Below are 26,864 nucleotides of genomic sequence, written 5' to 3'. Positions count from 1 at the left end.
CTCGCCCCGGTGCAGGTGGTCGGCATCCCGATCCGGGCCGACCACGGCGAGTACCTCGACGGGTTCGCCGCCCGGCTGCGCCAGGCGGGCATCCGGGTCGAGGTCGACCACTCCGACGAGCGGATGCAGAAGAAGATCCGCACGGCCCAGCAGCAGAAGGTGCCGTTCATGGCGATCGCCGGCGACGACGACGTCACGGCCGGCACGGTCTCCTTCCGGTACCGCGACGGCTCCCAGCGCAACGGCGTCCCGCTCGACGAGGCCGTCGCCCACGTGGCCGAGATCGTCCGCTCCCGCGTCAACGAGGGCCCGACGGCGTCATGACGAGCGTCCCGGACGACCTCGAGCGCCTCTGGACGCCGCACCGGATGGCGTACATCAAGGAGGACCGCGCCGGCGACCACGACGAGCCGACCGGGTGCCCGTTCTGCCGGGCGCCCGGCCTGCCGGAGGAGGACAGCCTCGTCGTCGCCCGGGGGACGCTGGTCTACGCGGTGCTCAACCTCTACCCGTACAACCCGGGCCACCTCATGGTCGTGCCCTACCGGCACATCGCGGACTACACCGACCTGACCGACGGCGAGACGGCCGAGGTCGCGTCGTTCACCCAGGCCGCGATGCGCACGGTCCGCAAGGTCAGCGGGGCGCACGGGTTCAACCTCGGGATGAACCAGGGCGCCGTGGCCGGCGCGGGCATCGCCGCCCACCTGCACCAGCACATCGTGCCGCGGTGGGGCGGCGACACGAACTTCATGCCGGTGGTCGGCCGCACCAAGGTCCTGCCCCAGCTGCTGACCGACACCCGGAAGCTGCTGGCCGAGTCCTGGCCGAACTAGCGGATCCGCGCGATCGCGCCGAACGACGGGTCCGCGGCCCGGCGCACCCCTTGAAAGGGGCACGCCGGGCCGGGGTGGGTCAGCGGGCGCCGGCGTGCTCCTTCTTCACGGTCTCGGCCAGGTGGGACGGCATCGGGTCGTGCCGGACGAACGCGCGGCTGAACGTGCCGGCGCCCGACGTCATCGCCCGCAGCTCGACCGCGTAGCGGACCAGCTCGGTCGCCGGGACCTCGGCGCGGACCAGGGTCCGCTCGTGGCCGGCCGGGTCGGGCTCGTTGCCCAGCACCCGGCCGCGGCGGCCGGACAGGTCGCTCATGACCGCGCCGACGAACTCGTCGGGGATCCGGATGGTCACCTCGTCGATCGGTTCGAGCAGCGTCGTCTGGCCGTGCTCGGCGGCCTCGCGCAGCGCGAGCGCGCCCGCCGTCTGGAACGCCGCGTCGGAGGAGTCGACCGAGTGCGCCTTGCCGTCGACGAGCGTCACCCGCACGTCGACGACCGGGTAGCCGGCGACCATGCCGCGCTCCATCTGCGACCGGACGCCCTTCTCGACCGAGGGGATGTAGTTGTGCGGGACGACGCCGCCGACGATCTTGTCGACGAACTCGAACCCGGTGCCGCGCGGCAGGGGCTCGACCTTGATGTCGCAGACCGCGTACTGCCCGTGGCCGCCGGACTGCTTGACGTGCCGGCCGTGGCCCTGGCTCGGCGCCGCGAACGTCTCGCGCAGCGCGACCTTGACGGGCTCGGTGTCGAGCTCGACCCCGCCGGCGCGCAGCCGGTCCAGTACCACATCCGCATGGGCCTCACCCATGCACCAGAGCACCAGCTGGTGGGTCTCGGCGTTGCGCTCCAGCCGCAGCGTCGGGTCGCCCGCCACGAGCCGCCCCAGGTTCTTGGCCAGGGCGTCCTCGTCCGAGCGGGTCTTGGCGACGATCGCGATCGGCAGCAGCGGCTCCGGCATCACCCAGGGCGCCATGAGCATCGGGTCGTCCTTGCCGGAGATCGTGTCGCCGGTCTCCGCCGTCCCGGACTTGGTGATCGCGACCAGGTCGCCCGCGACCGCGTACGGCACCTCGCGCAGGTTCGCGCCCAGCGGCGAGAACAGGTGCGCGAAACGCTCGTCGGCGTCGTGGTCGGGATGGCCGCGCTCGGCCATGCCGTGGCCCGAGATGTGGACCGGATGCTCCGGGCGCAGCGTGCCCGAGAAGACACGCACGAGGGAGACGCGGCCGACGTACGGGTCGATCGTCGTCTTCACCACCTCGGCGATGAGCGGGCCGCCCGGGTCGCACTTGAGCGGCGCGTGCGGGTTGCCGTCGAGGTCGGTCACCGGCGGCACCGTGTGCTCCAGCGGCGACGGGAACCCGCTGGTCAGCACCTCCAGCAGCGCATCGAGCCCGACGCGGGTCTCGGCGCACACCGGCACGACCGGGTAGAACGTGCCGCGCGCGACGGCCTTCTCCAGGTCGTCGATGATCACACCGGTCTCGATGTCCTCGCCGCCGAGGTACCGCTCCATCAGGGTCTCGTCCTCGCTCTCGGCGATGATCCCCTCCAGCAGCGTGTTGCGCGACTCCTCGATCGCCGGCAGGTGCTGCGGATCGGGATCGCGCACCTGCGGCGGGAAGCCCTCGGAGTAGTCGAAGACCCGCTGGGTGATCAGGCCGATGAGGCCGTCGACGGACGCGCCGTCGTCGCCGAGCATCGGCAGGTACAGCGGCATGACGTTGTCGCCGAACACCTCCTGGCAGCGCTCGAGCGCCTCGTCGAAGTCGGCGCGCTGGTGGTCGAGGCGGGCGACCGCCACCGCGCGGGGCATGCCGACCGCGGCACACTCCTCCCAGAGCGCGGCCGTCGCCGCGTCCATGCCGTCGACCGCCGACACGACGAACAGCGCCGCGTCGGCCGCCCGCAGCCCGGCCCGCAACTCGCCGACGAAGTCGGCGTAGCCGGGCGTGTCGAGCAGGTTGACCTTGATGTCGCCGTGCGTCAGCGGGGCGCAGGACAGCGTCACCGAGCGCTGCTGTTTCACCGCCGCCGGATCATGGTCGGTGACCGTGGTGCCCTCGGTCACCGCGCCCACCCGGCCGATCGTGCCGGTCGCCGCGAGCAGCGCCTCGACCAGCGTCGTCTTGCCGGATCCGGAGTGCCCGACGATCACCACGTTGCGTACCCTGCCGGGGTCATCAACCACCGGCGTGGTGCCGGTGACCCCCTTCTCCTGGACTTTTTGCGCCATTACGCGCCTCCCGTCTGGAGCATGCCTTCTGTGAGCAGTCTCACAGTCACGACCTGTTCACCGATCCCACACCCGAAACTTCACCGACACAAGCCCGCCGGCGCTCATCACGACCTGAGGTTTACTCAAGCACCGTGAGCAGGCCCACGGGCTGGTATCCGGCAAGCTCGACCGCGGTTATCGTGAGAGCGCCATGGCGAAGATCTTCAGCGTAGTCAGCAGGGCCTCATTGGCCCGCCTCGTCGACCCGGTCGCCGCCGCGCTGCTGCGCGCCGGAGTGACCCCAAACGCGGTCACCGTCGCCGGCACCATCGGCGTGCTCGTCGGCGCACTCGGCTTCGCGACGCGGGGGCATTTCGTCATCGCGCTCGTGATCATCACCCTGAGCTGCCTCACCGACATGATCGACGGCGCGATGGCCCGGCAGCGGGGCATCACGAACAAGTTCGGGGCGTTCCTCGACTCCTCCATGGACCGGGTCGCCGACGGCGCGATCTTCGGCTCGATCGCCTACTGGTACGCCACCGAGCACGAGCCGCGGCTCGTCGCGGCCGCCCTGCTGTGCCTGCTCACCGGCCAGGTCGTCTCGTACGTGAAGGCCCGCGCCGAGGGCCTGGGGATGACCGCCAACGTCGGGCTCATCGAGCGCGCCGAGCGGCTCGTCGGCATCGGCATCGGCGGCGTGCTCTGGGGCTTCGGCGTGCCCTACGGGCTGGAGATCGTCATGTGGGTGCTCGGCGCGCTGTCGATCGTCACGATCGGCCAGCGGATGGCCGAGGTGTACCGCCAGGCGCACGCCCGATGAGCCTGGTCGAGGTCGGCTACGGCGCCGCGTTCACGCTGCTGCCGAAGCTGCCCCGGGCTGCGGTGTGGCCGGTCGTCGGCGCGGTCGCCGCCCGTGGCGCCCGCGCGTACCGGCGCGGCCGGGCCGGCCGCGGCACCGCGATGCTCGCGTCCAACCTCCGCCGGGTGGTCGGCGCCGAGATGCCGGAGCCGGAGTTCGCGGCGCTGCTGCACCGGGCCCTGCGCTCGTACGGGCGCTACTACCTGGAGGCCCTCCAGCTCCCGGGCCGCTCGAAGGAGCAGATCCTGCGCGGCTTCCGGCTGGAGCGCGGCCACCTGCTCGGCGAGAACGTGGCGGCCGGGGTCGGGTCGGTCGTCGCCCTCCCGCACGCCGGCAACTGGGACGCCGCCGGGGCCTGGGTCGCCGCGAACGGCTGGCCGATCACCACGGTCGCCGAGCGCCTCAAACCCGAGAGTGTGTACCTCAGGTTCCTGCATTTCCGCCGCTCCCTGGGTATGGAGATCCTGCCGACGAACGGCGGCGAGCGCCCGTCGTTCGACGTGCTGGAGGAGCGCGTGCGTGCCGGGGCCGTCGTGCCGCTGCTCGCCGACCGCGACCTCACCGCCCGCGGCGTCGAGGTCGGGTTCTTCGGCGGCCGGACCAGGATGCCGGCCGGACCGGCGCTGCTCGCCCTGCGCACCGGCGCGCCCCTGTACGTCGTCGAGATGTGGTTCGATGCGGATGCGGCGGCGGGCCGCCTGGTCGGCCCGATCGAGCTGCCGGCGGCCGGCGAGGGGCCGCTCGACGTGCGCGTGCGGCTGACCACCCAGCGGATCGCCGATCACCTGGCCGAGGGCATCGCGCGCCACCCGGAGGACTGGCACATGCTGCAGCGGCTCTGGCTCGACGAGCCGGCCAAGAGCACCGTGGGCTGAGGAGGGGTCCGTGCGCATCGGCATCGTCTGCCCGTACTCGTTCGACGTGCCCGGCGGCGTGCAGAACCACGTCCGCGACCTGGCCGAGACGCTCATCGCCCTGGGACACCACGTCAGCGTCCTCGCGCCCGGCGACGAGGAGAGCATGACGCTGCCCTACGTCGTGCCGGCCGGCCGCACGGTCCCGGTGCCCTACAACGGCTCGGTCGCCCGCGTGTCGTTCGGGCTGATCTCGGCCACCCGGGTGCGGCGCTGGCTGGCCGCCGGCCGCTTCGACGTGCTGCACGTCCACGAGCCGCTCATCCCGAGCCTGTCGATGCTGGCGGTGCTGTCGGCGCGCGGCCCGGTCGTCGCCACCTTCCACACCGCCATGACCCGCTCGCGCGCGCTCGCGGCCGCGCAGGGCGTGCTGCAACTGGTGCTGGAGAAGATCACCGGGCGGATCGCGGTCAGCGAGCTGGCGCGCAAGGTCCAGGTCGAGCACCTGGGCGGGAGCGCGTGGGAGATCCCCAACGGGGTGCAGGTGTCGAAGTACCGCACCGCCGAGCCCCTCGACGGGTGGCCGGGCGAGGGCGCGCTGGGCTTCCTCGGCCGGTTCACCGAGCCGAGGAAGGGTTTCCCGTACCTCGTGAGCGCGTTCTCGTCGCTCGTCGGTGAGCGCCCGGGGCTGCGCCTGCTGGTGGCCGGCCCGGGTGACCCGTCCGAGGCGCTCGAGGACGTGCCCGTCGCGGTGCGTGACCGCATCGTGTTCCTCGGCAAGGTCTCCGAGGAGGACAAGGCGCGGATGCTGCGCAGCGTCGACCTGTACGTCGCCCCGAACACCGGCGGTGAGTCGTTCGGCATGATCCTCACCGAGGCGATGTCGGCCGGCACCCCGGTCGTGGCCAGCGAGCTCGACGCCTTCCGCCGGGTCCTCGACGGCGGCCGGGCCGGCGCGCTGTTCCCGGTGGGTGACGCCGCGGAACTGGCCCGCGTCGCCGGTGCGCTGCTCGACGACCCGGCCCGCCGCGCCGCCCTGGCCGCCCGGGCGACCGAGGTGGTGGCCGCCTACGACTGGCCGGTCGTCGCCGAGCGCGTCCTGGAGGTGTACTCGACCGCGATCGAGGTCGCCGGAGCGACGGTCCAGGAGTCGGTCCCGTAGGCTGCGCCGCATGTGGTGGGTGATCGCCGTGGTGGCGGTGGTGGTGGTGATCGCGACGTACCTCACCTGGCTCGCCGCCCGCGTCGACCGCCTGCACGCCCGCGCCTCGGCGGCGTACGCCACGCTCGACGCCCACCTGGTCCGCCGCGCCGCCGCCGCGGTCGCCCTGGCCGAGGCCGCCCAGCTCCCGACGCTGATGTACGCGGCGCGGATCGCCCTGGACGCCGCCCCGGACGACCGCGAGGTGGCCGAGAACGACCTGACCCGCCACCTGCGCACCGTGGACGGCGCGCCGCCGGACTTCCTGGACCAGCTGGTCCAGGTCAGCCGCCGGGTGGCACTGGCCCGCCAGGTCCACAACGACGTGGTGCGCGACGCCCTCGCGGTCCGCCGCCGCCCGCTGATCCGGGTGTTCCGCCTGGCCCGCAAGCACCCCCGCCCGGCGTACTTCGACGTCGACGACCCGTCGCTGACCTGACCCGACGCCCCGTTCGTGGGCCGCGGGGTCGGCATTGGACGTCGGGGCGTCCGGGTGACAGGCGTAAACTTGGGGTGAATCCAAGAATTTTCGTGAGGAGTGCTGCGCCGTGTCCGAGTCGCCCACATCCAGCTCGCCCGTCACGGGCACCGCCCGCGTCAAGCGCGGGATGGCCGAGATGCTCAAGGGCGGCGTCATCATGGACGTCGTCACCCCCGACCAGGCCAAGATCGCCGAGGATGCCGGCGCGGTCGCGGTCATGGCGCTTGAGCGTGTCCCGGCCGACATCCGGGCCCAGGGCGGCGTGTCGCGCATGAGCGACCCCGACATGATCGACGGCATCATCAGCGCCGTCTCGATCCCGGTCATGGCCAAGGCGCGCATCGGCCACTTCGTCGAGGCGCAGATCCTCCAGGCCCTCGGCGTCGACTACGTCGACGAGTCCGAGGTGCTCACCCCGGCCGACTACAGCAACCACATCGACAAGTGGGCGTTCACCGTCCCGTTCGTGTGCGGCGCCACCAACCTCGGCGAGGCCCTGCGCCGCATCACCGAGGGCGCGGCGATGATCCGCTCCAAGGGTGAGGCCGGCACCGGCGACGTGTCCAACGCCACCACCCACATGCGCCAGATCCGCCAGGAGATCCGCCGGCTCACCTCGCTGCCCGAGGACGAGCTGTTCGTGGCGGCCAAGGAGCTCCAGGCGCCCTACGATCTGGTGAAGGAGATCGCCGAGACGGGCAAGCTGCCGGTCGTGCTGTTCACCGCCGGCGGCATCGCCACCCCGGCCGACGCGGCGATGATGATGCAGCTCGGCGCCGAGGGCGTCTTCGTCGGCTCCGGCATCTTCAAGTCGGGCAACCCGGCCCAGCGCGCGGCCGCGATCGTCAAGGCCACCACGTTCCACGACGACCCCGACGTGCTCGCCAAGGTCTCCCGCGGCCTGGGTGAGGCCATGGTCGGCATCAACGTCGCCGACATCCCGGTGCCGCACCGCCTCGCCGAGCGGGGCTGGTGACCGCTACGTGATCATCGGTGTGCTCGCCCTCCAGGGCGATACCCGCGAACACCTCCACGCCGTGGCCGACTGCGACGCGATCGGGCGGCCGGTGCGCCGCCCGGACGAGCTCGACTCGGTCGACGCGCTGATCATCCCCGGTGGCGAGTCGACCACGATCAGCAAGCTGGCGGTGGAGTTCGGCCTGCTCGAGCCGATCCGCAAGCGGATCGCCGGCGGCATGCCGGTCTACGGCTCCTGCGCCGGCATGATCATGCTGGCGGAGCGGCTGCTCGACGCCCGCGCCGACCAGGTGCCGTTCGGCGGCATCGACATGACGGTCCGCCGCAACGCGTTCGGCCGCCAGGTGGACTCGTTCGAGGGAACGGTCGAGATCGAGGACATCGACGGCGGGCCGTTCTCGGCTGTCTTCATCCGTGCGCCCTGGGTAGAGTCGGTGGGCGACGGCGTGCGGGTGCTGGGTCGTGTGAGCGACGGGCCCGCCGCCGGTAGGATCGTTGCGGTTCGGCAGCAGCATCTGCTCGCGACGGCGTTCCACCCCGAGCTCACCGGCGACCTCCGAGTCCATCGGTACTTCGTGGAGATGGTGCGCGAGGCGGGCCAGACGACGGAGGGTTAGAGGAGATGTCCGGGCACTCTAAATGGGCGACGACCAAGCACAAGAAGGCGGTCATCGACGCCAAGCGCGGCAAGCTCTTCGCCCGCCTGATCAAGAACGTCGAGGTCGCCGCGCGCACCGGCGGCGGTGACCCCGCCGGCAACCCGACGCTCTTCGACGCCATCCAGAAGGCGAAGAAGAACTCGGTACCGAACGACAACATCAACAACGCGGTGAAGCGCGGCTCGGGCCTGATCGGCGGCGGCGCCGACTGGCAGACCGCCATGTACGAGGGCTACGGCCCGAACGGCGTCGCGATCCTGATCGAGTGCCTGACGGACAACCGCAACCGCGCCTCGACCGAGGTCCGCGTGGCACTGACCCGCAACGGCGGCAACCTGGCCGACGCGGGCTCGGTGTCGTACATGTTCAGCCGCAAGGGCGTGATCATCGTCCCGAAGGCCGGCGACCTCACCGAGGACGACCTCCTGCTGGCCGTCCTCGACGCGGGCGCCGAGGAGGTCAACGACCTGGGCGAGGCCTTCGAGATCATCTGCGAGGCCTCCGACCTGATCCCGGTCCGCACGGCCCTGCAGGAGGCCGGCATCGACTACGAGTCGGCCGAGTCCTCGTTCGTCCCGAGCGTCACGGTCGCCCTGGACGAGGAGGGCGCCCGCAAGGTCTTCAAGGTCATCGACGCCTTGGAGGACTGCGACGACGTCCAGAACGTCTACGCCAACTTCGACGTCTCCGACGAGGTCATGGCGCTGGTCGAGGCCTGACCGACCGGACCACTGCTCGTGTGGCGCCCTCGCGGGAAACCGCGACGGGCGCCACACGTGTTTCAGCAGCTGATTTGATAATAGGGCCATAGGGCCAGTAGAGTGCGGGAGGGAGGTGGGACCATGACCCAAACCGTCATCACGGCGGACACCGACTCCGAATCCGAGACCGACGACGTGAACCCCGACGAGACTCCTGCCATGCAGGACGAGCCCCCGATCGACGAGGAACTGCTGGCCGAGGCCGGCCGGGGCCTCGGCGTGACCTCGCGCAACGAGATCCTCAACGGCGTCCTCCGCGAGTACGTCGAACGCAAACGCCTACAGCGCCGGGAGGCGCTGGAGCGGGTGCAGAAGCTGGCTGACGAGGGCGCGTTCGACTTCGACCGGATCGATGAGGTGGACCAGTGAAGTACCTTGCCGACACGAGCGCCCTGGTCCGGATCTACCGGCGTCAGGTCAGCCGGGCATGGCGGGACGCCGTGGATCGCGGACTTGTGACGATCAGTGAGCCTGCATTGACCGAGCTGCTCACGGTCGCCAACGCGAAGCAGTATCTCGAGCTCGAGCGGGATGTCTGCGAGACATATCCGTGGGCGACGATTCCGGACAACATCTGGCAGATGGTGTCGGCGATCCGGCACGAGCTTGTCGAGCCCAGCGTCTACCAGGACGTCTCGGTGGCGGACCTGGTCATCGCGGCCACCGCGATCCGCCTCAAGCTGGTCGTCCTGCACGAGGACGGCGACTTCGAGACCATCGCGCGGCACGTGCCCGAGCTGCGCCAGCAACGGATCAGCGCCGTCCCGGCCTGAGCGGCGCGTGCGGCATCCCGGCGACGGCGAGGCCGGGATGCCGCACGCCCCGCGGTGTCAGGCCGCCGGTACCGGTACCGGGTCCGTGGCCGCGCGGGCCGGGGTCAGGCCGCGGGCCAGCAGGCCGAAGCCGGCCAGCAACAGCAGCGGGCTCAGCAGGCTCAGCGGGCCCACGCCCAGCGCCAGGAAGGCCACCACGCCCGCGCCCACCAGGGCCGGGACCCACCAGCGGGAGCGGCCGTCCAGCGTCGTCGCCACCGCCACCAGGATCAGGCCCAGCAGGGTGCCGACCATGCCGAACATGATCCAGCCGAAGGCGAAGCCGTAGTACGTCCCCATCGCGTCCGAGACCCGCGTCGCCTCCTCCGGCGTGAGGACCTGGCGTGCGGCCAGGTCGGCGTAGTCGCCCACCATCAGGCCGCTGAAGTTGGCCAGGGCCAGGACCGTGACCACGCCGGCGATGCGGGCGAAGCGGCCGCCGCCGCGCATCAGGGTCAGCACCGCCGGGATGAACAGCAGCCAGCCCAGGTGCAGGAAGAACGCGCTCGCCTGGGACTGGGCCGGGTGCAGCACCAGCTGGGCCGGGTCCGGCTCGAAGCCCGGCACCGTCGCCAGGCCGACCGCGAAGGACAGCGGGGCCAGGATCATGCACACCCGGCCGAACCGCACGCGAAATGCCCCGAAGGTGTCCGGTTCGGCCGGGGCCGCATGCGAGCCGAGCGAGCGGAACGCCACGAAGTACGCGCCGGTCATCACCACCGGCCCGGCCAGGCACCACGGCATCGGCTCGATACCGAACTGCAGGTACAGCGCCGTGCCCACCAGCGCCGCGCCCGCCGTCCACCACGAGATGACCCGGGCCCGGGCCGCGGCGATCGGGGTCAGGATCAGCGCGAGCGCCCAGCCCACCGTGCCGGGGATCTGCCAGCCGGCGGTCGGCCACGCGCCGAGCGCCCCGAAGGCCTGGTTCACCTGCTGGACCGTGCCGTTGTCGGCGAACGTCTGCTCCAGCGCCAGCAGGAACAGGTCGATCGCCATCAGCGCCGAGAACGTCACCATGCCGAGCACCGTGGCGACCCAGGCGATCCGGGCCAGCACGGAGCCCCGGCGGCGGATCGGGTCGAGCAGCGCCACGAAACCGAGGGCGAACAGGATCCACGCCCAGTGCAGCAGTACCGAATGGGCCTCGATCGCTGCCGGATGCTCCCGGTAGATGCCGTAGAACTCGCCGGTCGAGCCCAGCGCCGGGTCCACCGCGCTCGCCACGCCCAGCACGACGGGCGCCAATATCAGGAAGAACCTCATCAACAACCTCGACAAAGTAGTGGGAGCCGCGAACGCTACGAGCGCGGCGCCCGCGGCGAACCCGCATCGCGGGCGAACCGGGGTCCCCCGCGGGGCGGACCGTCGGTCATCCGGCGGACGGGCGAGGATCCGGGGGAGGTGCGCCTACCGTCAGGACGTGCGCAGCAGAGATCTCGGGGTGGCGGGCGGGTTCGTGGCGTTCGCCCTGGCCGAGGAGGCCCTGATCCGGATGCCGGGCGGCTGGTGGCCGTTCGCGCTCGCCGGCTTCGCGGTGCTCACCGCGCTGCGGCGCGACGTCCCGCTCCTCGCGTTGGCCGCCAGCTGCGTGGCGGCCAACCTGGTCCGGGACGAGTACCGGCTGTGGCAGCTCGCGGCCATGATCATCGCCGCCTACACGGTGGGGCGGGAGCGGCCGATCGGGCGCAGCGGGTGGCCGGGGTGGGCCGGGCTGGGGCTGGCGCTGGCGACGGCGGCGACGTTCTGGAGCGTCGCCCCCGACGACCCGATGGGTGCACTCTTCTTCCCGATGGGGCCGTGGGCGCTCGGCGTCGGGTTCGCCTACCAGCACCGGCAGAGCGCCGACGCGGCTGCGGTCCGGGCGGCGATCCGCGAGCAGCGGGTCCGCGAGGCGGTCATGGAGGAGCGCGTGCGCATCGCCCGCGAGCTGCACGACATGGTCGCCCACAGCGTCACGGTCATGGTGATCCAGGCGGGCGTGGTGCGCCGCCGCCTCGACGCCGGGCTCGACGTCGACGGGGAGCTGCTGCGCAGCATCGAGTCGTCGGGCCGCGACGCCGTCGGGGAGCTGCGCCGCACCCTCGGGCTGCTGCGCGGCGACGACGGCGGTGCCACCGCGGCGCCGGTCGGCCTCGACCGGCTCGACGAACTGATCGCCCAGGTCCGCGAGGCCGGGCTGGCCGTGACCGTGAGGCGGGAGGGCGCACCGGTCGCGCTGCTGCCGGCGGCGGACCTCTCGGCGTACCGCATCGTCCAGGAGGCGCTGACCAACGTGCTGAAACACGCGGGACCGACCCGGGTGACGGTCGAGGTGCGCTACGCCGCCGACGGCGTCCACCTGGTGGTCCGGGACCGGGGCGGTACCGCACCCGCGCCCGTCGCGAGCGGCGGTCAGGGACTGATCGGCATGCGGGAACGCGCCGCCCTCTTCGGCGGCGAGCTCACGGCCGGCCCGCAGCAGGACGGCGGGTACGCGGTGCACGCCCGGCTCCCGGCGCTGGTGGCGGCATGAACACCGGCGGCCGGAGCATCCGGGTGGTGATCGCGGACGACCAGCGGATGGTGCGGGCCGGGCTGCGGATGGTCATCGAGACCGAGCCCGACATGACCGTCGTCGGCGAGGCCAGCGACGGCGTCGAGGCCGTGGCCCTGGCCCGGCGGCTGCGCCCCGAGGTCGTCCTCATGGACATCGCCATGCCGCGCCAGGACGGCCTGGAGGCGACCCGCGCCCTGCTGGAGCACCCCGCCGCGCCGCGGATCATCGTGCTCACCACGTTCGACACGGACGAGAACCTGTTCAACGCGCTGCGCGCCGGCGCGAGCGGCTTCCTGCTCAAGGTCTCCTCACCGGAGCACCTCATCACCGCGATCCGCGTGGTGGCGGCCGGCGAGGCGCTGCTCGACCCGGCCATCACCACGCGGGTCATCTCGGCGTTCGCCGGCACGCCCGGCCCGCAGCCGCCGCCGGAGCTCGCCGAGCTGACCCCGCGCGAGACGGACGTGCTCCGCCTCATGGCGCAGGGCCGGTCGAACGGCGAGATCGCGGCGGCGCTGACCGTCGGTGAGGCGACCGTGAAGACCCACGTGGCGCGGGTCCTCATGAAGCTGCACCTGCGCGACCGGGTGCAGGCGGTCGTCTACGCCTACGAGTCCGGCCTGGTCAGAGCGGGCGGTCAGGCAGCCGCTAGTCCAGGGCCACCCGCAGGTGGCGCGGGCCGCGCAGCACGGCGCTGATGCGGTACGCCGGAGGGTCCTCCAGCAGCCGCGCGTTGGCCAGCATCGGGGCCAGGCCGCGCAGCGCCACCTGCGCCTCCAGCCGCGCGAGGGGCGCGCCGAAGCAGTAGTGGATGCCGTCGCCGAAGCCCAGGTGCGGCACCGGCCGGCGCTGCGGGTCGAAGCGGTCCGGATCCGTCACGTGCTGCGGGTCGCGGTTGCCGGCCGCCAGGACCAGCGTGATCGACGCGCCCTTCGGGATCGTCGTGCCGGCCAGCTCGATCTCGGCCAGGGCGGTGCGCCAGGGCAGGAACTGCACCGGCGGGTCCCAGCGCAGCACCTCCTCCACGAACGGCACCACGAGGCCGGGGTCGTCGAGGAGCCGCTCCAGCCACACCGGCTGGCGCAGCAGGATCAGCGCCGAGTTCGCGATGAGGTTGACCGTCGTCTCGTGGCCGGCGATGAGCAGCAGGACGGCGGTGCTCACGAGCTGCTCGCGGGTCATCCGCCCGTCCGGCCCGTCGTCGGTGGCCAGGGCGGACAGCAGGTCGTCGCCCGGCTCGGCCGTGCGCCGGTCGACGAGCTCGCCGAGGTAGTCGGCGAGCTCGCGGAACGCCGCGTGTGCGGCGTCGACCTGGTCCGGCCGGGCCCGGTGCGGGTCGACCGTCTGCAGCGCCGTGTCGATCCAGGCCCGGAACCTCGGCTCGTCCTCGATCGGCACCCCGAGCAGCTGGGTGATGACGAGGACCGGCAGCGGGTAGGCGAACTGGTCCACGAGGTCGGCGGTCGCGCCGGGGAAGTCGCCGAGCAGCCGCTCGACGATCCCTTCGAGGGGAGCCTGGAGGTCGTCGATGCGGTGCGGGGTGTGCGGCGGGCCGAACGGGCGGGTGGCGAGGCGGCGCAGCCGGTCGTGGTCGGGCGGGTCGAGCCGCAGGAAGCTCGGCGGCAGCCCGATCTGTGCGTGCAGGTCGTCCCGGGCCGGGTTGTACGCCGAGCTGATCCGCGGGTCGTGCAGCAGCGCCGAGATCTCGCGGAACGTGCTCACGATGTAGGTGCCGTCCGGCTCCCGGCTGACCGGCGTGCGGCGCAGCGCCGTGTACAGCGGGTACGGGTTGTGGCGGTTCACCGGGTCGAGGACGGCGCCGAAGATCGAGCCGACAGTGGTGGTCACGAAGTCCTCCGCAACAGGGTGGCGTGGCGCTCGCTCGGGTCATGGCCGGTCACCACGACGGTCGCGTCGCGGGCCAGGAAGGTCGGGTCGGGCACCGCCGCCGGGACCGGCAGCAGGTCGTCGGGCTGGTCGACGGTGTCGAACCGGGGCGGGAACGGCGCCGCCTGCTCGATGAGCCGCTCGTAGAAGGGCAGCCACTTCGCGTGGTTGAAGGTGACCGCGCCGGTGAGCCGGCCCTTGTACCCGTACGCGGCCGCGAACCGCCGCTCCGCGACCGAGCCCTGGGTGACGACGACCTGGTCGGCGAAGGTCGGCACCCCGACGGACTTGATGTTGTTGCCGAACTGCAGCGACCAGAACTGCGGCATGTGCAGGTGCGGCCAGCGGTCCGACTCGTCGCTGACCATGTTGTGCGCGGCGACCTCGGCCTGGGCGACCGCGTTCGCCCAGTGCTCCAGGGCCAGGAACTGGTAGCCGAACATCGCGTTCGGCGCCCGGGCGACGTCCCCGGCCACGAAGATGTCGTCGGTCACCAGGCCGTTGACGTCGAACGCCCGGCACCCGGCGTCGCAGGCCACGCCCCACGGTCCCACGGCCAGGCCCGAGTCGCGCAGCCATTCGACGTTGCGGATGCCGCCGAGCGCGGCCACCACGACGTCGACCGTCTGGCTGGTGCCGTCGGAGAAGTGCGCCCGGTGGACCCGCCCCTCGGCGTCGCCCTCGATGGCCAGGACCGTGGTGCCGCAGCGCAGGTCGACCCCGTGCTCCACCTGGATCTCGGCGGCGATCGCCCCGATCACCCCGCCGAGCGCACCGGCGAGCGGGGTCGGCGCGGCCTCGGCGACGGTGACGTCGAGCCCGAGCTGGCGGCAGGTCGAGGCGACCTCCGACCCGGTGAAGCCGGCGCCGACCACGAGCACCCGGCCGGGCCGCTCGCCGCCGAGTGCCGAAGGCTTGTCCCCGCGGATGTGGGCGCTGGCGTCCGGCGCCGGCCCGGCGTTGACCATCGGCGGGCCGAACGCCGACGGCAGCCCCATGAGCCGCCGCTGCAGCCGCAGCGCGTCGTCGCGGGTGCGCAGCACGAACATCCCGTCGAGGGCCGCCTCGGTCGGGTCCGGCCACGGGCGGGCCCGCACGCCGGTCGCGATGAGCAGCCGGTCGAACGGCACCGCCGCGCCGTCGGACAGGTGCACCCGGCGGCCGGCCAGGTCGAGCCCGATCGCCTGCATGCCGAGCTTCCAGCGCGCGTCGAGGTCGGCGCGGTGCGGCAGTGCGGTGCCGTCGGGCGGCACCCGCCCGCTCAGCGCCTGCTTCGACAGCGGCGGCCGGTCGTAGGGCTCGTACGGCTCGTCGTCGATCATCGTGAGCGAGCCGTGGAAGCCCTCCTCCCGCAGCGCCTCGGCGGCCCGCAGCCCGGCGAGCGACGCGCCCACGACCACGATCCGGGCCGCGTTCGCGGCGGCCGTGCCGACCCGGGGCATGTCCTGGATGGCGAGCCGGTCGATCTGGATGGCCTGCACAGGACAGGCCGCCGCGGCGCGCCCCACCTTCTCGCGCTGCTCCTCGGACGGTTCCGGGTCGTAGAGCAGAGCCTCGTCACCCTGCATCTGGAAGGCGGCCGGGGCCAGGAACGCACACTGCGCGTACCCCTGGCACTTGGTGAGGTCGACAACCACGCGCATGGGTCCAAGGTCGCCCCTGGGTGGCCCGCCGGGGTCACCCGGCCGGGAGGGCTGCCCGCACCACGGTGCCGGCACCCGGGGCCGTGTCGATCTCCAGCCGGCCGCCGACGAGCGCGGCCCGTTCGCGCATCGAGCGCACCCCGAGCCGCCCCGGGTGCGGCCCGTCGAGGACGAACCCCACCCCGTCGTCGATCACCTCCAGGACCACGTGCGTGTCGTCGCCGGCCAGCCGCAGGGTCACCTGCGAGGCGCCCGCGTGCCGGGCGGCGTTGCCCAGCGCCTCCAGCGCGATGCGGTACAGCGTCTCCTCCACCTCGGGGCTGACCACCGGGTCGGCGTCGAGCTGCAGGCCCCAGCCGTCCCGGCCGGGCACGGCGTGCAGGGTCTCGAACAGCCCCTTGAGGGCGGTCGCGAGCCCGGCGCCGACGAGCGTCTCGGGCCGCAGCCGCAGGATGATGCCGCGCAGGTCGGTGAGGCCGGCCGCGGCCGTCTCCTGAATCCAGGCGAGCGACTCCTGCGCGTGGTCCAGGTTGCCGTGCATGAGCTCGGCCGCGGTACCGGCACCGAGGCTGATGCCGTAGAGCGTCTGCACGACCGAGTCGTGCAGGTCGCGGGCCAGCCGCTCGCGCTCCCGGACCGGACCGGCGCACTCGGCGAGCAGCGTCCGCGCGAGCGGCCCGAACGGCGCCACCTCCCGGGGCCGCGGCGCCCGGCGCCGCCCGACGACGACCAGCAGGCCGGGGTCGACGGGGACGTAGAGGGTGCGCCGGACGGCGGCCGGGAGGCCACGGTGCAGGATGCGGGCGGCCAGGTCGAGGTCCACGTCGACCGAGGGGCCGGCCGAGGCGACCACGGCCGGCGAGGCGTCCAGGACGTGCGCCGACCGGGCCCGGGTCAGGTCGCGGGCCAGTGCACAGAGCCCGTCGAGCGCGGCGCTCAACTCGGGGCCGCCGCGTGCACGGGGACCAGCCCCACCCGCATCGCGTAGAGCGCCGCCTGGGTGCGGCTCTCCGCGTTGAGCTTGGACAGGATGTTGCTCACGTGGGTCTTCACGGTCTGCGGCGCGATGTGCAGCTCGCGGGCGATCTGGCCGTTGGCCCGCCCGCGGGCCAGCAGGATCAGGACCTCCTCCTCGCGCCGGGTGAGCTGGGGCGGGGTGGTCGGCACGTGGACGTCGCGCACCAGGCGGGCCGCCACCGCCGGGGACAGCTGCACCTGGCCGGCCGCCGCGGCCCGGACCGCCCGGTGCAGCTCCTCGGCGTCGGTGTCCTTGAGCAGGTAGCCCACCGCGCCCGCGTGCAGGGCGTCGGCGATGAGCTGCGGCTCGAGGTACCCGCTGAGCGCCACCACCTCGACGCTCGGCAGTTCCCGGCGGATGACGGCGGTCGCGCTGATCCCGTCGAGGCCTGGCATCAACAGGTCCATGAGCACGATGTCGGGGCGCAGCTCGTGGGTCAGCGTCACGGCCTCCCGCCCGTCGGCGGCGGCGCCGACCGTCTCCAGGTCGGCGCTCAGCGACAGGAAGCTGCGCAGGCCCTCGCGGACCATCGCGTGGTCGTCGGCAATCAAGATCCTGATACTCATCGCCGCGGCTTATACCCGGAGAATCGGGCGAATCACCACGCACTGGGCACCAGGTGGACTACGCCGATTGGGGGAGACCGAAGGTGTGGATCACCGCGGGACCGCGGCGGGATGCCCCGGGGGCCGCCGGGTCGGCACGGTTGGGAGCGTGACGCACTCCTTGCGCCGGCTCAGCCGGTTCTCCCTCGTGGGAGTCACCGGTGTCGTCGTGAACAACGTCGCCCTGCTCGTGCTGCACGGCCTGCTCGGGCTGGCCCTTCTGCCCGCGACGGTCGCGGCCGTCGAGATCGCCCTCGTCTCCAACTACATCCTGCATGAACTGTGGACCTTCCGCCGCCGCAGCCTCTCGCTGCAGCGCTTCGCCTACTTCAGTCTGGCCGGCCTCGCCGCGCTGCCGGTCAACGTCATCGTGGTCCAGCTCCTGGTCGGGTTGGGCATGCACTACCTCCCCGCCAACCTGGTCGGCATCGGTGCCGGCTTCGCGGTGAACTTCGCCGTCAGCTCGAAGTGGATTTGGAGTGAACGCAGCGATGGAGCAAGTGGTGTTGACCGCAGTCACCCTGATCTCATTGCTGCTGACAGTGCAGGCGGCGCACGCCCTGTATCTCATGATCTACACGTGGGACCAGCCCGAGGCGGACGCGCACGCGCGGGTGCCCGATCAACGTGTTACGCCACAACTCTCCTTCACCGCCATCCTCCCGGCACGCCACGAGGAGGAGGTCATCCAAGCCACCATCGCCCGCGCCGCGTCCGCTGACTACCCGCCGCACCTCGTGCAGATCCTGGTGGTCTGCTCGGCGGACGACGTCGGCACCATCGAGCAGGCGCAGATCCAGATCTCCCGGCTGCGCGCGGCCGGGCGCGGCAACGTCGACGTGGTCGTCTTCGACGACGGCCCGATCAACAAGCCGCACGGGCTGAACACGGCGCTGCGGTACGCCACGAACGACATCGTGGCCATCTTCGACGCCGAGGACGAGGTCCAGCCCGAGCTGTTCGACATCGTCAACACCATCATGGTCACCGAGCAGGTGTCCGTCGTGCAGTCCGGCGTGCAGCTCATGAACTTCGACTCCAACTGGTACTCGACGTTCAACGTGCTGGAGTACTTCTTCTGGTTCAAGAGCCGGCTGCACTACCACGCCAAGAACGGCGCCATCACGCTCGGCGGCAACACGGTCTTCTTCCAGCGGGAGCTCATCGAGCGCCTCGGCGGCTGGGACGAGACCAACCTGACCGAGGACGCCGACATCGGTCTGCGCGTCTCCTGCATGGGCGAGAAGGTGCGGGTGGTCTACGACGACCGCTACGTGACCAAAGAGGAGACACCGCCGACGCTGCAGAGCTTCATCAAGCAGCGCACCCGGTGGTGCCAGGGCTTCATGCAGACGCTGGGCAAGGGCACCTGGAAGCAGATGCCCAACCGGCGGCAGAAGTTCCTGGCCTGGTACACCCTCGCCTTCCCGCACGTGCAGGCGATGCTCGGCATCTACCTGCCGGTGGCGCTGCTCAACGCGTTCGTGCTGACCGTCCCGGTCCCGGTGGCGATGCTGTCCTGGCTGCCGGTGCTGCTGCTCGGCGCGCACTTCGTGATGTCCGTCGTCGGGCTCTACGAGTTCACCGGCGCGCACGGGCTCAAGGCCGGCCCCGGCACCGTCGTGAAGATGGCGATCGGCTGGTTCCCGTACCAGATGGTGCTGTCCTACGCGGCCGCCCGCGCCCTGTGGCGGCAGATGCGCGGCGCCACCAACTGGGAGAAGACCGCCCACGTGGGCGCCCACCGTACCGAGGCCCCGGAGCTGAGCAATGTCGGCTGACGTCCTCACCCAGACCGCGTCCCCGGTCGTCAAGCAGCCGCGGAAGGACCCGCTGGGTGCCAGCGGCCGCTGGCTGGTGCTGCTGAGCATGCTCATCGGCCTGGTCAGCCACGGCTGGAACATGTTCCGCTACCCGCTGTACCTCACCGACGAGGGCATCTACATGGAGCAGGCGTGGGCCGTCCTGCGCATGGCGAAGCTCTCGCCGTACACCTACTTCTACGACCACGCGCCGATGGGCTGGCTGGCGATCGCCGGCTGGGTCAGCATCCTGCCCGGTGGGTTCGACGCCTTCGGCAACGCCCTCAACACCGGCCGCGCGCTGATGCTCATCGTGCACCTGGCGTCGGTGTTCCTGATGTTCGAGATCGTCCGGCGCTTCAGCGGCAGCATGCCGGCCGCGTTCCTGGCCACGTTCGTCTACAACCTGTCCCCGCTCGGGGTGTACTACCAGCGCCAGGTCCTGCTGGACAACCTCATGATGTTCTGGATCCTGCTCGGCCTGTACCTGCTGGCCCGCAAGGACGGGCGGATCGTCACCGCGATGGGCGCCGGGGTGTGCTTCGGCCTCGCGCTGGTGACCAAGGAGAACGCGCTGTTCCTGCTGCCGGGCTGCGCCTACCTGTTGCACCGCACGGTGAAGGAACAGTCGAACCGGCGCTTCGGGGTCAGCTTCTGGTGGTTCTCCATGCTCGCGCCGGTGGTGGGCTACCTGCTGTTCGCCCAGATCAAGAACGAGCTGTTCCCGCAGAACTTCAACTTCAACCTGGAGTCCACGACCCCGGGCGACCACGTGTCCCTGCTGTACACCGTCTGGTGGCAGCTGCACCGCAACTCGAACACGAGCACCGGCCTCTCGTTCTCCTACCTGCTGAAGGAGAGCTGGCTGTTCAAGGACAAGTACATCCTCATCGCGGGCGTGGCGGTGACGCTGCTGTGCCTGTTCGCGGGGCGCAACAACAAGCGTCTCCGCCCGCCGATGTTCGCCATGGCGCTGATGGCCGCCGGCTACGGGTTCTACCTGACCCGCAGCGCCCTGCTCGACTTCTACATCGCGCCGATGGTCCCGCTGTTCGCGATGAACCTCGGCATGTTCTTCGGCTGGCTCACCCGGCGCACCAAGCAGCCCGGCGCGGCGGTGCTCGTCGCCTGCCTGCTCGTGCCGGTGCTGGTCATGCCGGGCGGGTTCCTCGTCAAGTACAACACCAAGGGCGAGCTGGAGTTCAGCGACGCGTACCGCCTGCCGCTCACCCAGCTCCAGGAGGAGCAGGTGGCGTGGATCAAGGCGAACATCCCGACGAACGCGCGAATCATCATCGACGACGACGTCTGGGTCGCGCTGCACGACAACGACCCGCCGTACAAGTACGCCCACTCGCACTACAAGGCCACGTCCGACCCGGACGTGCGGGACAAGATCTTCCACATGAGCTGGGAGAACGTCGACTACGTCGTGATGTCCAACAAGATGCGCGACGCACTCGAGCGCGGCGGCGAGACCTGGATCATCGAGGCGATCGACCAGCACGGGGAGACCGTGTGGGAGGCGACCCGGGGTGACGTCTCGCTGTCCATCATCAAGATCGGTACCACCTCATCGTGAGTTGCCGGGAGTGAAGGATGCAGACCCTGAAACGCCGCCGGGCGGCTCCGGCGACCGCACGTACCAGTCCGGCCAACCGCCGGAAGAAGTCGCTGAGACGTCGCAAGATCAAGATATCGCCGCGCCGGCTCCTGCTGGCCGCCGCGGCCGCGTTCCTGCTGCTCATGGTGGGCCGCTCGGTGCTGCCGGCGATGGGCATCGAGGCGCCGGGGCTGCCGAAGTTCGGCAGTGAGCCGACGCCGGACACGCCGCAGACCAAGGCGCCGCCGGCGCCGACGATCGACCTCAACGGCGTGCTCGTGCACGGCGGCGACACGCCGATGATCACGCTCAACCCGGGCCTGGTGCGCCTGGGCGGCACGGTCACCGTGTCGGGCAACGGGTTCGACCAGGGCTCGATGGTCGACGTGTTCCTCGGGCCGCAGGCGGACGCCGCCCCGAAGCCGAAGAAGGGCAAGGCGACCCCGGCCGCCGCCGACCAGCCGAAGCAGGTCGGCACCGCGAAGGCCGGCAAGTACGGGGTCTTCACCCTGAACTTCACCTTCCCGAACAAGATGACCACGCCGGTGCTGGAGGTCACCGCGCAGGCCCGCGGCAGCGACAAGGTGGCCAAGGCCGACGCGGCGGTCGCCCAGGGCGCCGGGCAGGCGACGCTGTCCGCCGTCGTCGGCAAACCGGGCGACACGATCAACCTGACCGCGAAGGGGTTCTCCCCGGGTGAGCAGCTCAACGTGTTCTGGGGCCGGATCAACGGCACGCCGAACCTCACCCTGACCGCCGACGAGGATGGCTCGGTGGGTAAGACACCGATCAAGGTCGGTGTGACGGCGGTCGGCCAGACGAGTCTGGTGGTCGTGGGCAAGACCAGTGGCGCGGCGGCCAGCGCGCCGTTCCAGGTGCTGCGGCTGTACCCGTCGATCAAGCTCGCGCCGTACGCGGTGAAGGCGACCCAGAAGATCAGCTTCTCGGGCTCGGGCTTCGCGCCGGGCGAGCGGGTGCTCGTGCGGCTGAACTCGGCCGGCGGGCAGCCGGTGATGGCGGTCGAGACCGACGAAGCCGGCAAGTTCAAGGGCGCCGGTCTGGTCATGCCGTACGCGCTGAAGGGCTCCCAGTCGTTGGTGTTCATCGGCGAGCAGAGCCGCGCGGCCGTCTCCACCGGCTTCACGATCCTGCCGTTCACGCCGCAGGCCCGCACCAACGCCTACGGCGGCCTGCCCGGCACGATGGTGAACTTCTACGCCACCCAGTTCGCACCGAACGAGGCGGTCCACGTCTACGTGAGGACGGCGAAGGGCGCCAAGCCGCAGCTCGTCTCGGCCTTCCGGGTGGACCAGAAGGGCACGGCCCGTGCCGTCGGCCAGTACACGATCCCCGGCAACACCGAGGACACCGTCGTGTTCGAGCTGCACGGCCAGCGCAGCGACGCGGTCGCGAAGGTCAACTTCAAGGTGGACAAGTCCGGCGGCCCGGTCGACATCCCGGCGCCGAAGCCGTACACGGTGCCGAAGGGCCTGGAGAACTGACGGCGGATGTACTGGCAGGCGTTCCGCGCCGCCCCGGAGGCGTTGATCGTGCTCGACGCCGCCGGGGTGGTGCGCCTGGCCAGCAAGGCCGCCGAGACGCTGTTCCGCCGCTCGACAGCCGACCTCGTCGGGCGGCGGGTCGACGAGCTGTTCCTCGCCGACCCGCGGCCGGGCGCCGGCCCCGACCGGCCGACCACCGCGGCGGCGCTGCTGCCGGACGGCCACCAGCTGCCGGTGGACGTGCGGGCCCGCACCCTGGAGGGCGACCCGAGCGGCCTGGTCGTGCTGGCCGTCGACGACCAGTGCGGGCCGGGGCCGTCGCGGGCGACGCTGGAGCAGCGCGTCGCCCGGCTCCTGCGGCTCGGCCAGGAGCAGGGTGAGCTGCTCGGCGACCTCATCCTCAACCAGGAGCGGGAGCGGGCCCGGATCGCGGCCGGCGTCCACGACGACAGCCTCCAGGTGATCACCGCGGCGATGCTGCGCGTGCAGCAGCTGCGCCGGCGGCTGCGCGACCCCGACGAGCTGGAGATCCTCGGCCGGCTGGAGGAGTCGCTGGTCAACGCGGCCGAGCGGCTGCGCCGGCTGATCTTCGACTTCCGGCCGCCGAAGCTGGAGGACGCCGGGCTCGCCGCCGCCACCCGCGACCTGCTCGACGGGCTCGCGGACGACCACGACCTGGCGGTACAGCTGCAGAACCGGCTCACCGAGGAGCCCGCGCTGCCGACCCGCCTGCTGCTCTACCGCATGCTGCAGGAGGCCGTGGCCAACGTGGGCAAGCACGCCGACGCCGACCGCTGCACCGTGGTCCTCGGCGAGCAGGACGGCGGGTACCTGGTCCGGGTGGTCGACGACGGGGTGGGCTCGTCGGCGTTCGGCGAGCCCGAACCTGGGCACCTGGGGATCGTCCTGATGCGGGAGCGCGCCGCGCTGGCCGGCGGATGGTTCCGGATCGGCAGCGAGCCCGGCAGCGGGACGACGGTGACGTTCTGGGTGCCGCGCGGCGCGGACCTGCAGTCCAAGGGAGGTTCCCCGTGAATGGTCGCCCGCCCTACCGGGTGCTGATCGTCGAGGACCACCAGGTGGTGGCGGAAGGGCTCGCGGCGCTGCTGAACGAGCACCCGGAGCTACGGGTCGTGGCCCTGGCCAGCTCCGTCGGCGAGGTCGAGCACCTGGCCGACGTCGAGCACGTCGACGTCGTGCTGGCCGACTACTGGCTGCCCGACGGCACCGGCGCCGAGGCCACCGCGGTCCTGCGGGCGCACCAGCCCGACGTGGCGATCGTCTTCCTCAGCGCCGACGACAGCGACCAGGTCATCATCACCGCCCTGGAGGCGGGCGCGGCCGGCTACCTGGTCAAGAGCGCCGGCGGGGCCGACGTGGCCGAGGCGGTGCGCCGAGCCGTCGACGGCGAGATCCTGGTGCCGGCCCGCCAGCTGGCCAAGCTGCTGGCCCGCCGCCGCGAGGAGTCCAGGCGCTCGGAGGAGCACGCCCGACGGCTTGATAGCCTCACCCCGCGCGAGCGGCAGATCCTCAGCCTGATGACCGAGGGCATGGACAACCGTGACATCGCGCGGGAGCTGAGCATCAGCTACACCACGGTCCGCAGCCACGTGCGCCACCTGCTGAGCAAGATGGGCGCGCGATCGAAGCTGGAGGCCGTCGTCAGGGCCGCCGAGTGGGACGCTCCTACGATTGGTGCATAAACAAATCCGACATTTGTACGCTGACTGCATATTTCCGATTTCCGTAGTGTCTTGATCTGCCCGACAGGTTGAGCGGCAGCGCCGGGCTCTCTCCCCGGCGCAACGCACGCCCTCAGCCGATCGTTTCGGCGGCCGCCCGCGCACCCCCGTGGGCGGCCGTCTCGAACGTGAGGACAGGTCAACTCCATGGGTCGCACTTCCCTCAGTCGCACTCAAATCCTCTGGATATCCGCGCTGGTCGTCGTCGCCGCTGTCGCCGTCGCCCTGGTGCCGCTCTTGAAGGACAACGACAAGAAGGTCACGCCGGAGAACGCGCAGGCCGGCCAGCGGCTGCAGATGCCGCTGCACGCCGAAGGCAGCAAGATCCTCGACGCCCGCGGCGAGGAGGTCACCTTCACCGGCGTGAACTGGTTCGGGCTGGAGACCAACACCTTCGCCCCGCACGGGCTGTGGTCGCGCAAGCTCGACGACATGCTCGACCAGATGGTCTCGTCGGGCTTCAACTCGATGCGGCTGCCGTTCAGCAACGAACTGTTCGACGCCTCCGCCAAGCCGACCGGCGTCGACTTCGCGCTCAACCCCGACCTTGAGGGCCTGACCGGCCCGCAGATCATGGACAAGGTCGTCGAGGGCGCCACGAAGCGCGGCATGATGGTCATCCTCGACCGGCACCGCCCGACCTCGCAGGGCCAGAGCAACCTCTGGTACACCGACAAGGTCAGCGAGGAGCGGTGGATCTCCGACTGGGTCAAGCTGGCCGAGCACTACAAGGGCAACGCCCTCGTCGTCGGCGCCGACCTGCACAACGAGCCGCACGGCGAGGCCACCTGGGGCGACGGCTCCGAGAAGACCGACTGGAAGGCGGCCGCCGAGCGGGCCGGCAACGCGGTGCTCAAGGCCAACCCCAACTGGCTCATCATCGTCGAGGGCATCGAGTCCTACGACGGCAACGGCTACTGGTGGGGCGGCAACCTCCAGGGCGCGGCGAAGCACCCGGTGAAGCTCGCCGACCAGTCCAAGCTGGTGTACTCCGCGCACGACTACAGCCCGAAGGTCTGGTCCCAGCAGTGGTTCAACGACCCGTCGTTCCCGGCCAACATGCCGGCGCTGTGGGACAAGCAGTTCGGCTACCTGGTGAAGCAGAACGTCGCCCCGGTGCTCATGGGTGAGTTCGGTGGCCGCTCGGTCGCCGACAAGGACGCCCAGGGCAACAAGGACCTGGAAGGGATCTGGCAGCAGAACCTGGTCAAGTACCTGAAGGACAACGGGCTCAGCTACACGTACTGGTCCTGGAACCCGAACTCCGGCGACACCGGCGGGGTCCTGAAGGACGACTGGAAGACGGTCGACCAGGCCAAGCTCGACCTGCTCAAGACCTACCAGGCACCACTGGCCTCCGCGCCCAAGTAGGCGCAGCGGTAAAGGCCGCGGGATCCTCCCCGCACTGCTACCTTGCGGTGCGGGGAGGATTCATGTCGATCGAAGAACGCTTCGAGGAGCGCGACGTCAGGGTCGGCGACCTGAAGGGCGTCGTCATGCTGCCGGCCGGCCCCGCGCGGGCCGGCCTCGTGCTGTCCGACGGGTCGGGCCCGGCCACCAGGGACGCCTGGCAGGTGGTCCCGGCCTGGCTCGCCGAGCGGGGGGTGGCGACCCTGCGCCATGACAAGCCGGACACCTGGCGGGCCCAGTCGTTCGCCGACCGGGCCGCCGAGGCGCTGACCGCCCTCGCGGTGCTGCGCCGGGAGGCGGCCGTCGAGCGGGCCGGTCTCATCGGCTACAGCCAGGGCGGCTGGGTCGCCCTGGCGGCCGCCGTCACCGCGCCCGACCGGGTCGGCTTCGTCGTCACCGTCTCCGGCCCGGCGGTCACCCCGGCCGAGCAGGAGCGGGTGCGGATGGAGCGGGCCATGCGCGCCGCCGGGCTGTCCCCGGAGGTGATCGAGGCCGGGTTGCGCTGGGCCGACGAGCGGGCCGCGCGGCTGCTGGCCGGCGAGGCGCCGGAGGCGGTCCTGCGCGCGCAGGCGGCGCAGCGGGCCGAGCCGTGGCACCCGCACGTCGCCGACGGGCCGTACGCGACCGCCGAGGACCTCGGGTTCGTCGCCCGCAACGCCGCCTTCGACCCGGCCGACCTGCTGCCGTTCCTGCCCTGCCCGATCCTGGCGATCTTCGGCGGCGCCGACGAGCTCGTCCCGGTCGAGCGCTCGGTGGCGGTCCTCGGCGAGCGGCTGTCCGGCCGGCACCGCGGCCGCAACGGCCTGATCGTGGTGCCCGGCGCCGGGCACATGCCGCCGCCGGAGCGGTTCCTGCCGGTCCTCGGCGAGTTCATCGACCTGATGAGTGCTTGACGACCGGCCCTCGCCGTCGATTAGTGTGGGCCACCCACATAGCTCCGTGCCCGACGCCACTCCTAGCGTGTGCGAACACCGCCAGCAGGCGCTGGCCTTAACAAGGCGTTCACACGGAGGAAGCGTTGATCAGGCAGACGAGTGCGCCGCGGCGGGTGTTGTTCGCGGCGTTCGGGTTGACCCTTGCCGCGACGCTCGCGGCGGCGTGCAGCAGCCCTCAGGAAGCGGCCGAGGAGCCCGCCGGGGACGGCGCGCCGATCAAGGTCGGGCTTGTGTACTCCCAGACGGGCGCGCTGGCGAGCTACGGCAAGCAGTACATCGACGGCTGGAAGGCCGGCCTCGCCTACGCCACGAAGGGCACCGGCAAGGTGGGCAACCGGCCCGTCGAGGTCAAGGAGGTGGACGACGCCGGTGACCCGGCGAAGGCCGTCTCCGCCGCCAAGGACCTCATCGGCCAGGGATACAAGATCATTGCCGGCAGCACCTCGTCCGGCGTGGCCGGGCAGGTGGCCCCGCTCGCCGCGCAGAACAAGGTGCTGTTCATCTCCGGCC

General features: G+C 71.6%; 27 protein-coding genes and 1 pseudogene. 22 read left to right on the top strand and 6 right to left on the bottom strand.

The window, feature by feature from the left end; all coding sequences use genetic code 11:
- Positions 1–324, top strand: a 324-nt coding sequence (locus ABZS66_RS45175) for a His/Gly/Thr/Pro-type tRNA ligase C-terminal domain-containing protein (RefSeq protein WP_354769105.1), incomplete at its 5' end; no start/stop codon positions are given.
- Positions 321–836, top strand: a complete 516-nt coding sequence (locus ABZS66_RS45170; RefSeq protein WP_354769103.1) for an HIT domain-containing protein — start codon at positions 321–323, stop codon at positions 834–836. The genes ABZS66_RS45175 and ABZS66_RS45170, both read left to right, overlap by 4 nt.
- 79 nt (positions 837–915) lie before the next feature.
- Here ABZS66_RS45170 and ABZS66_RS45165 read toward each other — a convergent pair whose 3' ends face one another.
- Positions 916–3,078 (bottom strand): elongation factor G-like protein EF-G2, encoded by a 2,163-nt coding sequence (locus ABZS66_RS45165; RefSeq protein ID WP_354769101.1) that lies wholly within the window; start codon positions 3,076–3,078, stop codon positions 916–918.
- A 193-nt stretch (positions 3,079–3,271) separates the two neighbouring features.
- On the opposite strand from ABZS66_RS45165, the gene pgsA reads away from it, so the two are divergent.
- The 9 genes from pgsA (at position 3,272) to ABZS66_RS45120 (ending at position 9,629) form a co-directional block, all read left to right on the top strand.
- Positions 3,272–3,883 (top strand): phosphatidylinositol phosphate synthase, encoded by a 612-nt coding sequence (gene pgsA / locus ABZS66_RS45160; protein WP_354769099.1) that lies wholly within the window; start codon positions 3,272–3,274, stop codon positions 3,881–3,883.
- Positions 3,880–4,797, top strand: a complete 918-nt coding sequence (locus ABZS66_RS45155) for a phosphatidylinositol mannoside acyltransferase (RefSeq protein ID WP_354769098.1) — start codon at positions 3,880–3,882, stop codon at positions 4,795–4,797. Before pgsA ends, ABZS66_RS45155 begins: the two co-directional genes overlap by 4 nt.
- Before the next feature lie 10 nt (positions 4,798–4,807).
- On the top strand, positions 4,808–5,938 hold the full coding sequence (locus tag ABZS66_RS45150) for a glycosyltransferase family 4 protein (RefSeq protein ID WP_354769096.1): 1,131 nt from the start codon (positions 4,808–4,810) through the stop codon (positions 5,936–5,938).
- 1 nt (position 5,939) lies between these two features.
- Positions 5,940–6,416, top strand: coding sequence for a hypothetical protein (locus ABZS66_RS45145; RefSeq protein WP_354769109.1), 477 nt, complete (start codon positions 5,940–5,942; stop codon positions 6,414–6,416).
- A gap of 109 nt (positions 6,417–6,525) precedes the next feature.
- Positions 6,526–7,434, top strand: coding sequence for a pyridoxal 5'-phosphate synthase lyase subunit PdxS (pdxS, locus tag ABZS66_RS45140; RefSeq protein ID WP_354769094.1), 909 nt, complete (start codon positions 6,526–6,528; stop codon positions 7,432–7,434).
- A 7-nt stretch (positions 7,435–7,441) separates the two neighbouring features.
- Positions 7,442–8,053: a pyridoxal 5'-phosphate synthase glutaminase subunit PdxT gene (gene pdxT, locus ABZS66_RS45135; protein ID WP_354769093.1), complete on the top strand. Its 612-nt coding sequence runs from the start codon at positions 7,442–7,444 to the stop codon at positions 8,051–8,053.
- 5 nt (positions 8,054–8,058) lie between these two features.
- Positions 8,059–8,814, top strand: a complete 756-nt coding sequence (locus ABZS66_RS45130; protein WP_354769091.1) for a YebC/PmpR family DNA-binding transcriptional regulator — start codon at positions 8,059–8,061, stop codon at positions 8,812–8,814.
- Positions 8,815–8,937: 123 nt separating this feature from the next.
- The gene (locus ABZS66_RS45125) at positions 8,938–9,225 is read left to right on the top strand and encodes a type II toxin-antitoxin system VapB family antitoxin (RefSeq protein ID WP_354769089.1); all 288 of its coding nucleotides are present in this window, start codon (positions 8,938–8,940) and stop codon (positions 9,223–9,225) included.
- The gene (locus ABZS66_RS45120) at positions 9,222–9,629 is read left to right on the top strand and encodes a PIN domain-containing protein (RefSeq protein WP_354769087.1); all 408 of its coding nucleotides are present in this window, start codon (positions 9,222–9,224) and stop codon (positions 9,627–9,629) included. Before ABZS66_RS45125 ends, ABZS66_RS45120 begins: the two co-directional genes overlap by 4 nt.
- Positions 9,630–9,686: 57 nt before the next feature.
- On the opposite strand, the gene ABZS66_RS45115 is transcribed toward ABZS66_RS45120, so the two are convergent.
- Positions 9,687–10,934, bottom strand: coding sequence for a hypothetical protein (locus tag ABZS66_RS45115; RefSeq protein WP_354769085.1), 1,248 nt, complete (start codon positions 10,932–10,934; stop codon positions 9,687–9,689).
- Positions 10,935–11,091: 157 nt separating this feature from the next.
- On the opposite strand from ABZS66_RS45115, the gene ABZS66_RS45110 reads away from it, so the two are divergent.
- Both ABZS66_RS45110 and ABZS66_RS45105 read left to right on the top strand, forming a co-directional pair.
- A complete protein-coding gene (locus ABZS66_RS45110) occupies positions 11,092–12,183 on the top strand; it encodes a sensor histidine kinase (RefSeq protein ID WP_354769083.1) in 1,092 nt (363 codons plus the stop codon).
- Positions 12,180–12,905, top strand: coding sequence for a response regulator transcription factor (locus tag ABZS66_RS45105; protein WP_354769081.1), 726 nt, complete (start codon positions 12,180–12,182; stop codon positions 12,903–12,905). The genes ABZS66_RS45110 and ABZS66_RS45105 overlap by 4 nt, the downstream gene beginning before the upstream one ends.
- Here ABZS66_RS45105 and ABZS66_RS45100 read toward each other — a convergent pair.
- From ABZS66_RS45100 to ABZS66_RS45085, 4 genes are read right to left on the bottom strand one after another with little or no spacing between them, the layout of a single operon-like run.
- Positions 12,856–14,055 carry a cytochrome P450 gene (locus tag ABZS66_RS45100; protein ID WP_354769079.1) on the bottom strand — a complete coding sequence of 400 codons (1,200 nt, stop codon included), beginning with the start codon at positions 14,053–14,055 and terminating at the stop codon, positions 12,856–12,858. The two genes, ABZS66_RS45105 and ABZS66_RS45100, sit on opposite strands and share 50 nt — an antisense overlap.
- The gene (locus ABZS66_RS45095) at positions 14,052–15,737 is read right to left on the bottom strand and encodes an FAD-dependent oxidoreductase (RefSeq protein ID WP_354769077.1); all 1,686 of its coding nucleotides are present in this window, start codon (positions 15,735–15,737) and stop codon (positions 14,052–14,054) included. Before ABZS66_RS45095 ends, ABZS66_RS45100 begins: the two co-directional genes overlap by 4 nt.
- Before the next feature lie 34 nt (positions 15,738–15,771).
- Complete coding sequence (locus ABZS66_RS45090; RefSeq protein WP_354769075.1) at positions 15,772–16,677, bottom strand: sensor histidine kinase; 906 nt, start codon at positions 16,675–16,677, stop codon at positions 15,772–15,774.
- Positions 16,674–17,321 (bottom strand): response regulator transcription factor, encoded by a 648-nt coding sequence (locus tag ABZS66_RS45085; RefSeq protein WP_354769073.1) that lies wholly within the window; start codon positions 17,319–17,321, stop codon positions 16,674–16,676. Before ABZS66_RS45085 ends, ABZS66_RS45090 begins: the two co-directional genes overlap by 4 nt.
- Before the next feature lie 85 nt (positions 17,322–17,406).
- On the opposite strand from ABZS66_RS45085, the pseudogene ABZS66_RS45080 reads away from it, so the two are divergent.
- The 9 genes and pseudogenes from ABZS66_RS45080 to ABZS66_RS45040 form a co-directional block, all read left to right on the top strand.
- Positions 17,407–17,778, top strand: a pseudogene (locus tag ABZS66_RS45080) (GtrA family protein); the annotation flags it as partial.
- An 85-nt stretch (positions 17,779–17,863) separates the two neighbouring features.
- Positions 17,864–19,141, top strand: a complete 1,278-nt coding sequence (locus ABZS66_RS45075; RefSeq protein ID WP_354769071.1) for a glycosyltransferase — start codon at positions 17,864–17,866, stop codon at positions 19,139–19,141.
- A complete protein-coding gene (locus ABZS66_RS45070; protein WP_354769069.1) occupies positions 19,131–20,744 on the top strand; it encodes a glycosyltransferase family 39 protein in 1,614 nt (537 codons plus the stop codon). The genes ABZS66_RS45075 and ABZS66_RS45070 overlap by 11 nt, the downstream gene beginning before the upstream one ends.
- 17 nt (positions 20,745–20,761) lie before the next feature.
- Positions 20,762–22,267 carry a hypothetical protein gene (locus tag ABZS66_RS45065; protein WP_354769067.1) on the top strand — a complete coding sequence of 502 codons (1,506 nt, stop codon included), beginning with the start codon at positions 20,762–20,764 and terminating at the stop codon, positions 22,265–22,267.
- Between the two features lie 6 nt (positions 22,268–22,273).
- Entirely contained in the window at positions 22,274–23,302 is a 1,029-nt protein-coding gene (locus tag ABZS66_RS45060; protein WP_354769065.1) for an ATP-binding protein, read from the top strand.
- Positions 23,299–23,970: a response regulator transcription factor gene (locus ABZS66_RS45055; protein WP_354769063.1), complete on the top strand. Its 672-nt coding sequence runs from the start codon at positions 23,299–23,301 to the stop codon at positions 23,968–23,970. The genes ABZS66_RS45060 and ABZS66_RS45055 overlap by 4 nt, the downstream gene beginning before the upstream one ends.
- 186 nt (positions 23,971–24,156) lie before the next feature.
- On the top strand, positions 24,157–25,380 hold the full coding sequence (locus tag ABZS66_RS45050) for a glycoside hydrolase family 5 protein (RefSeq protein WP_354769061.1): 1,224 nt from the start codon (positions 24,157–24,159) through the stop codon (positions 25,378–25,380).
- Between the two features lie 62 nt (positions 25,381–25,442).
- Positions 25,443–26,312 (top strand): alpha/beta hydrolase, encoded by an 870-nt coding sequence (locus tag ABZS66_RS45045; RefSeq protein ID WP_354769059.1) that lies wholly within the window; start codon positions 25,443–25,445, stop codon positions 26,310–26,312.
- Between the two features lie 155 nt (positions 26,313–26,467).
- Positions 26,468–26,864 (top strand): ABC transporter substrate-binding protein (locus ABZS66_RS45040; RefSeq protein WP_354769107.1); only part of this gene is annotated, 397 nt, incomplete at its 3' end.

The organism is Dactylosporangium sp. NPDC005572, assembly GCF_040605515.1.
Classification (GTDB): domain Bacteria; phylum Actinomycetota; class Actinomycetes; order Mycobacteriales; family Micromonosporaceae; genus Dactylosporangium.
The sequence above is the reverse complement of the archived record's forward strand: the minus strand, read 5'-3'. Positions and strand labels throughout refer to the sequence as shown.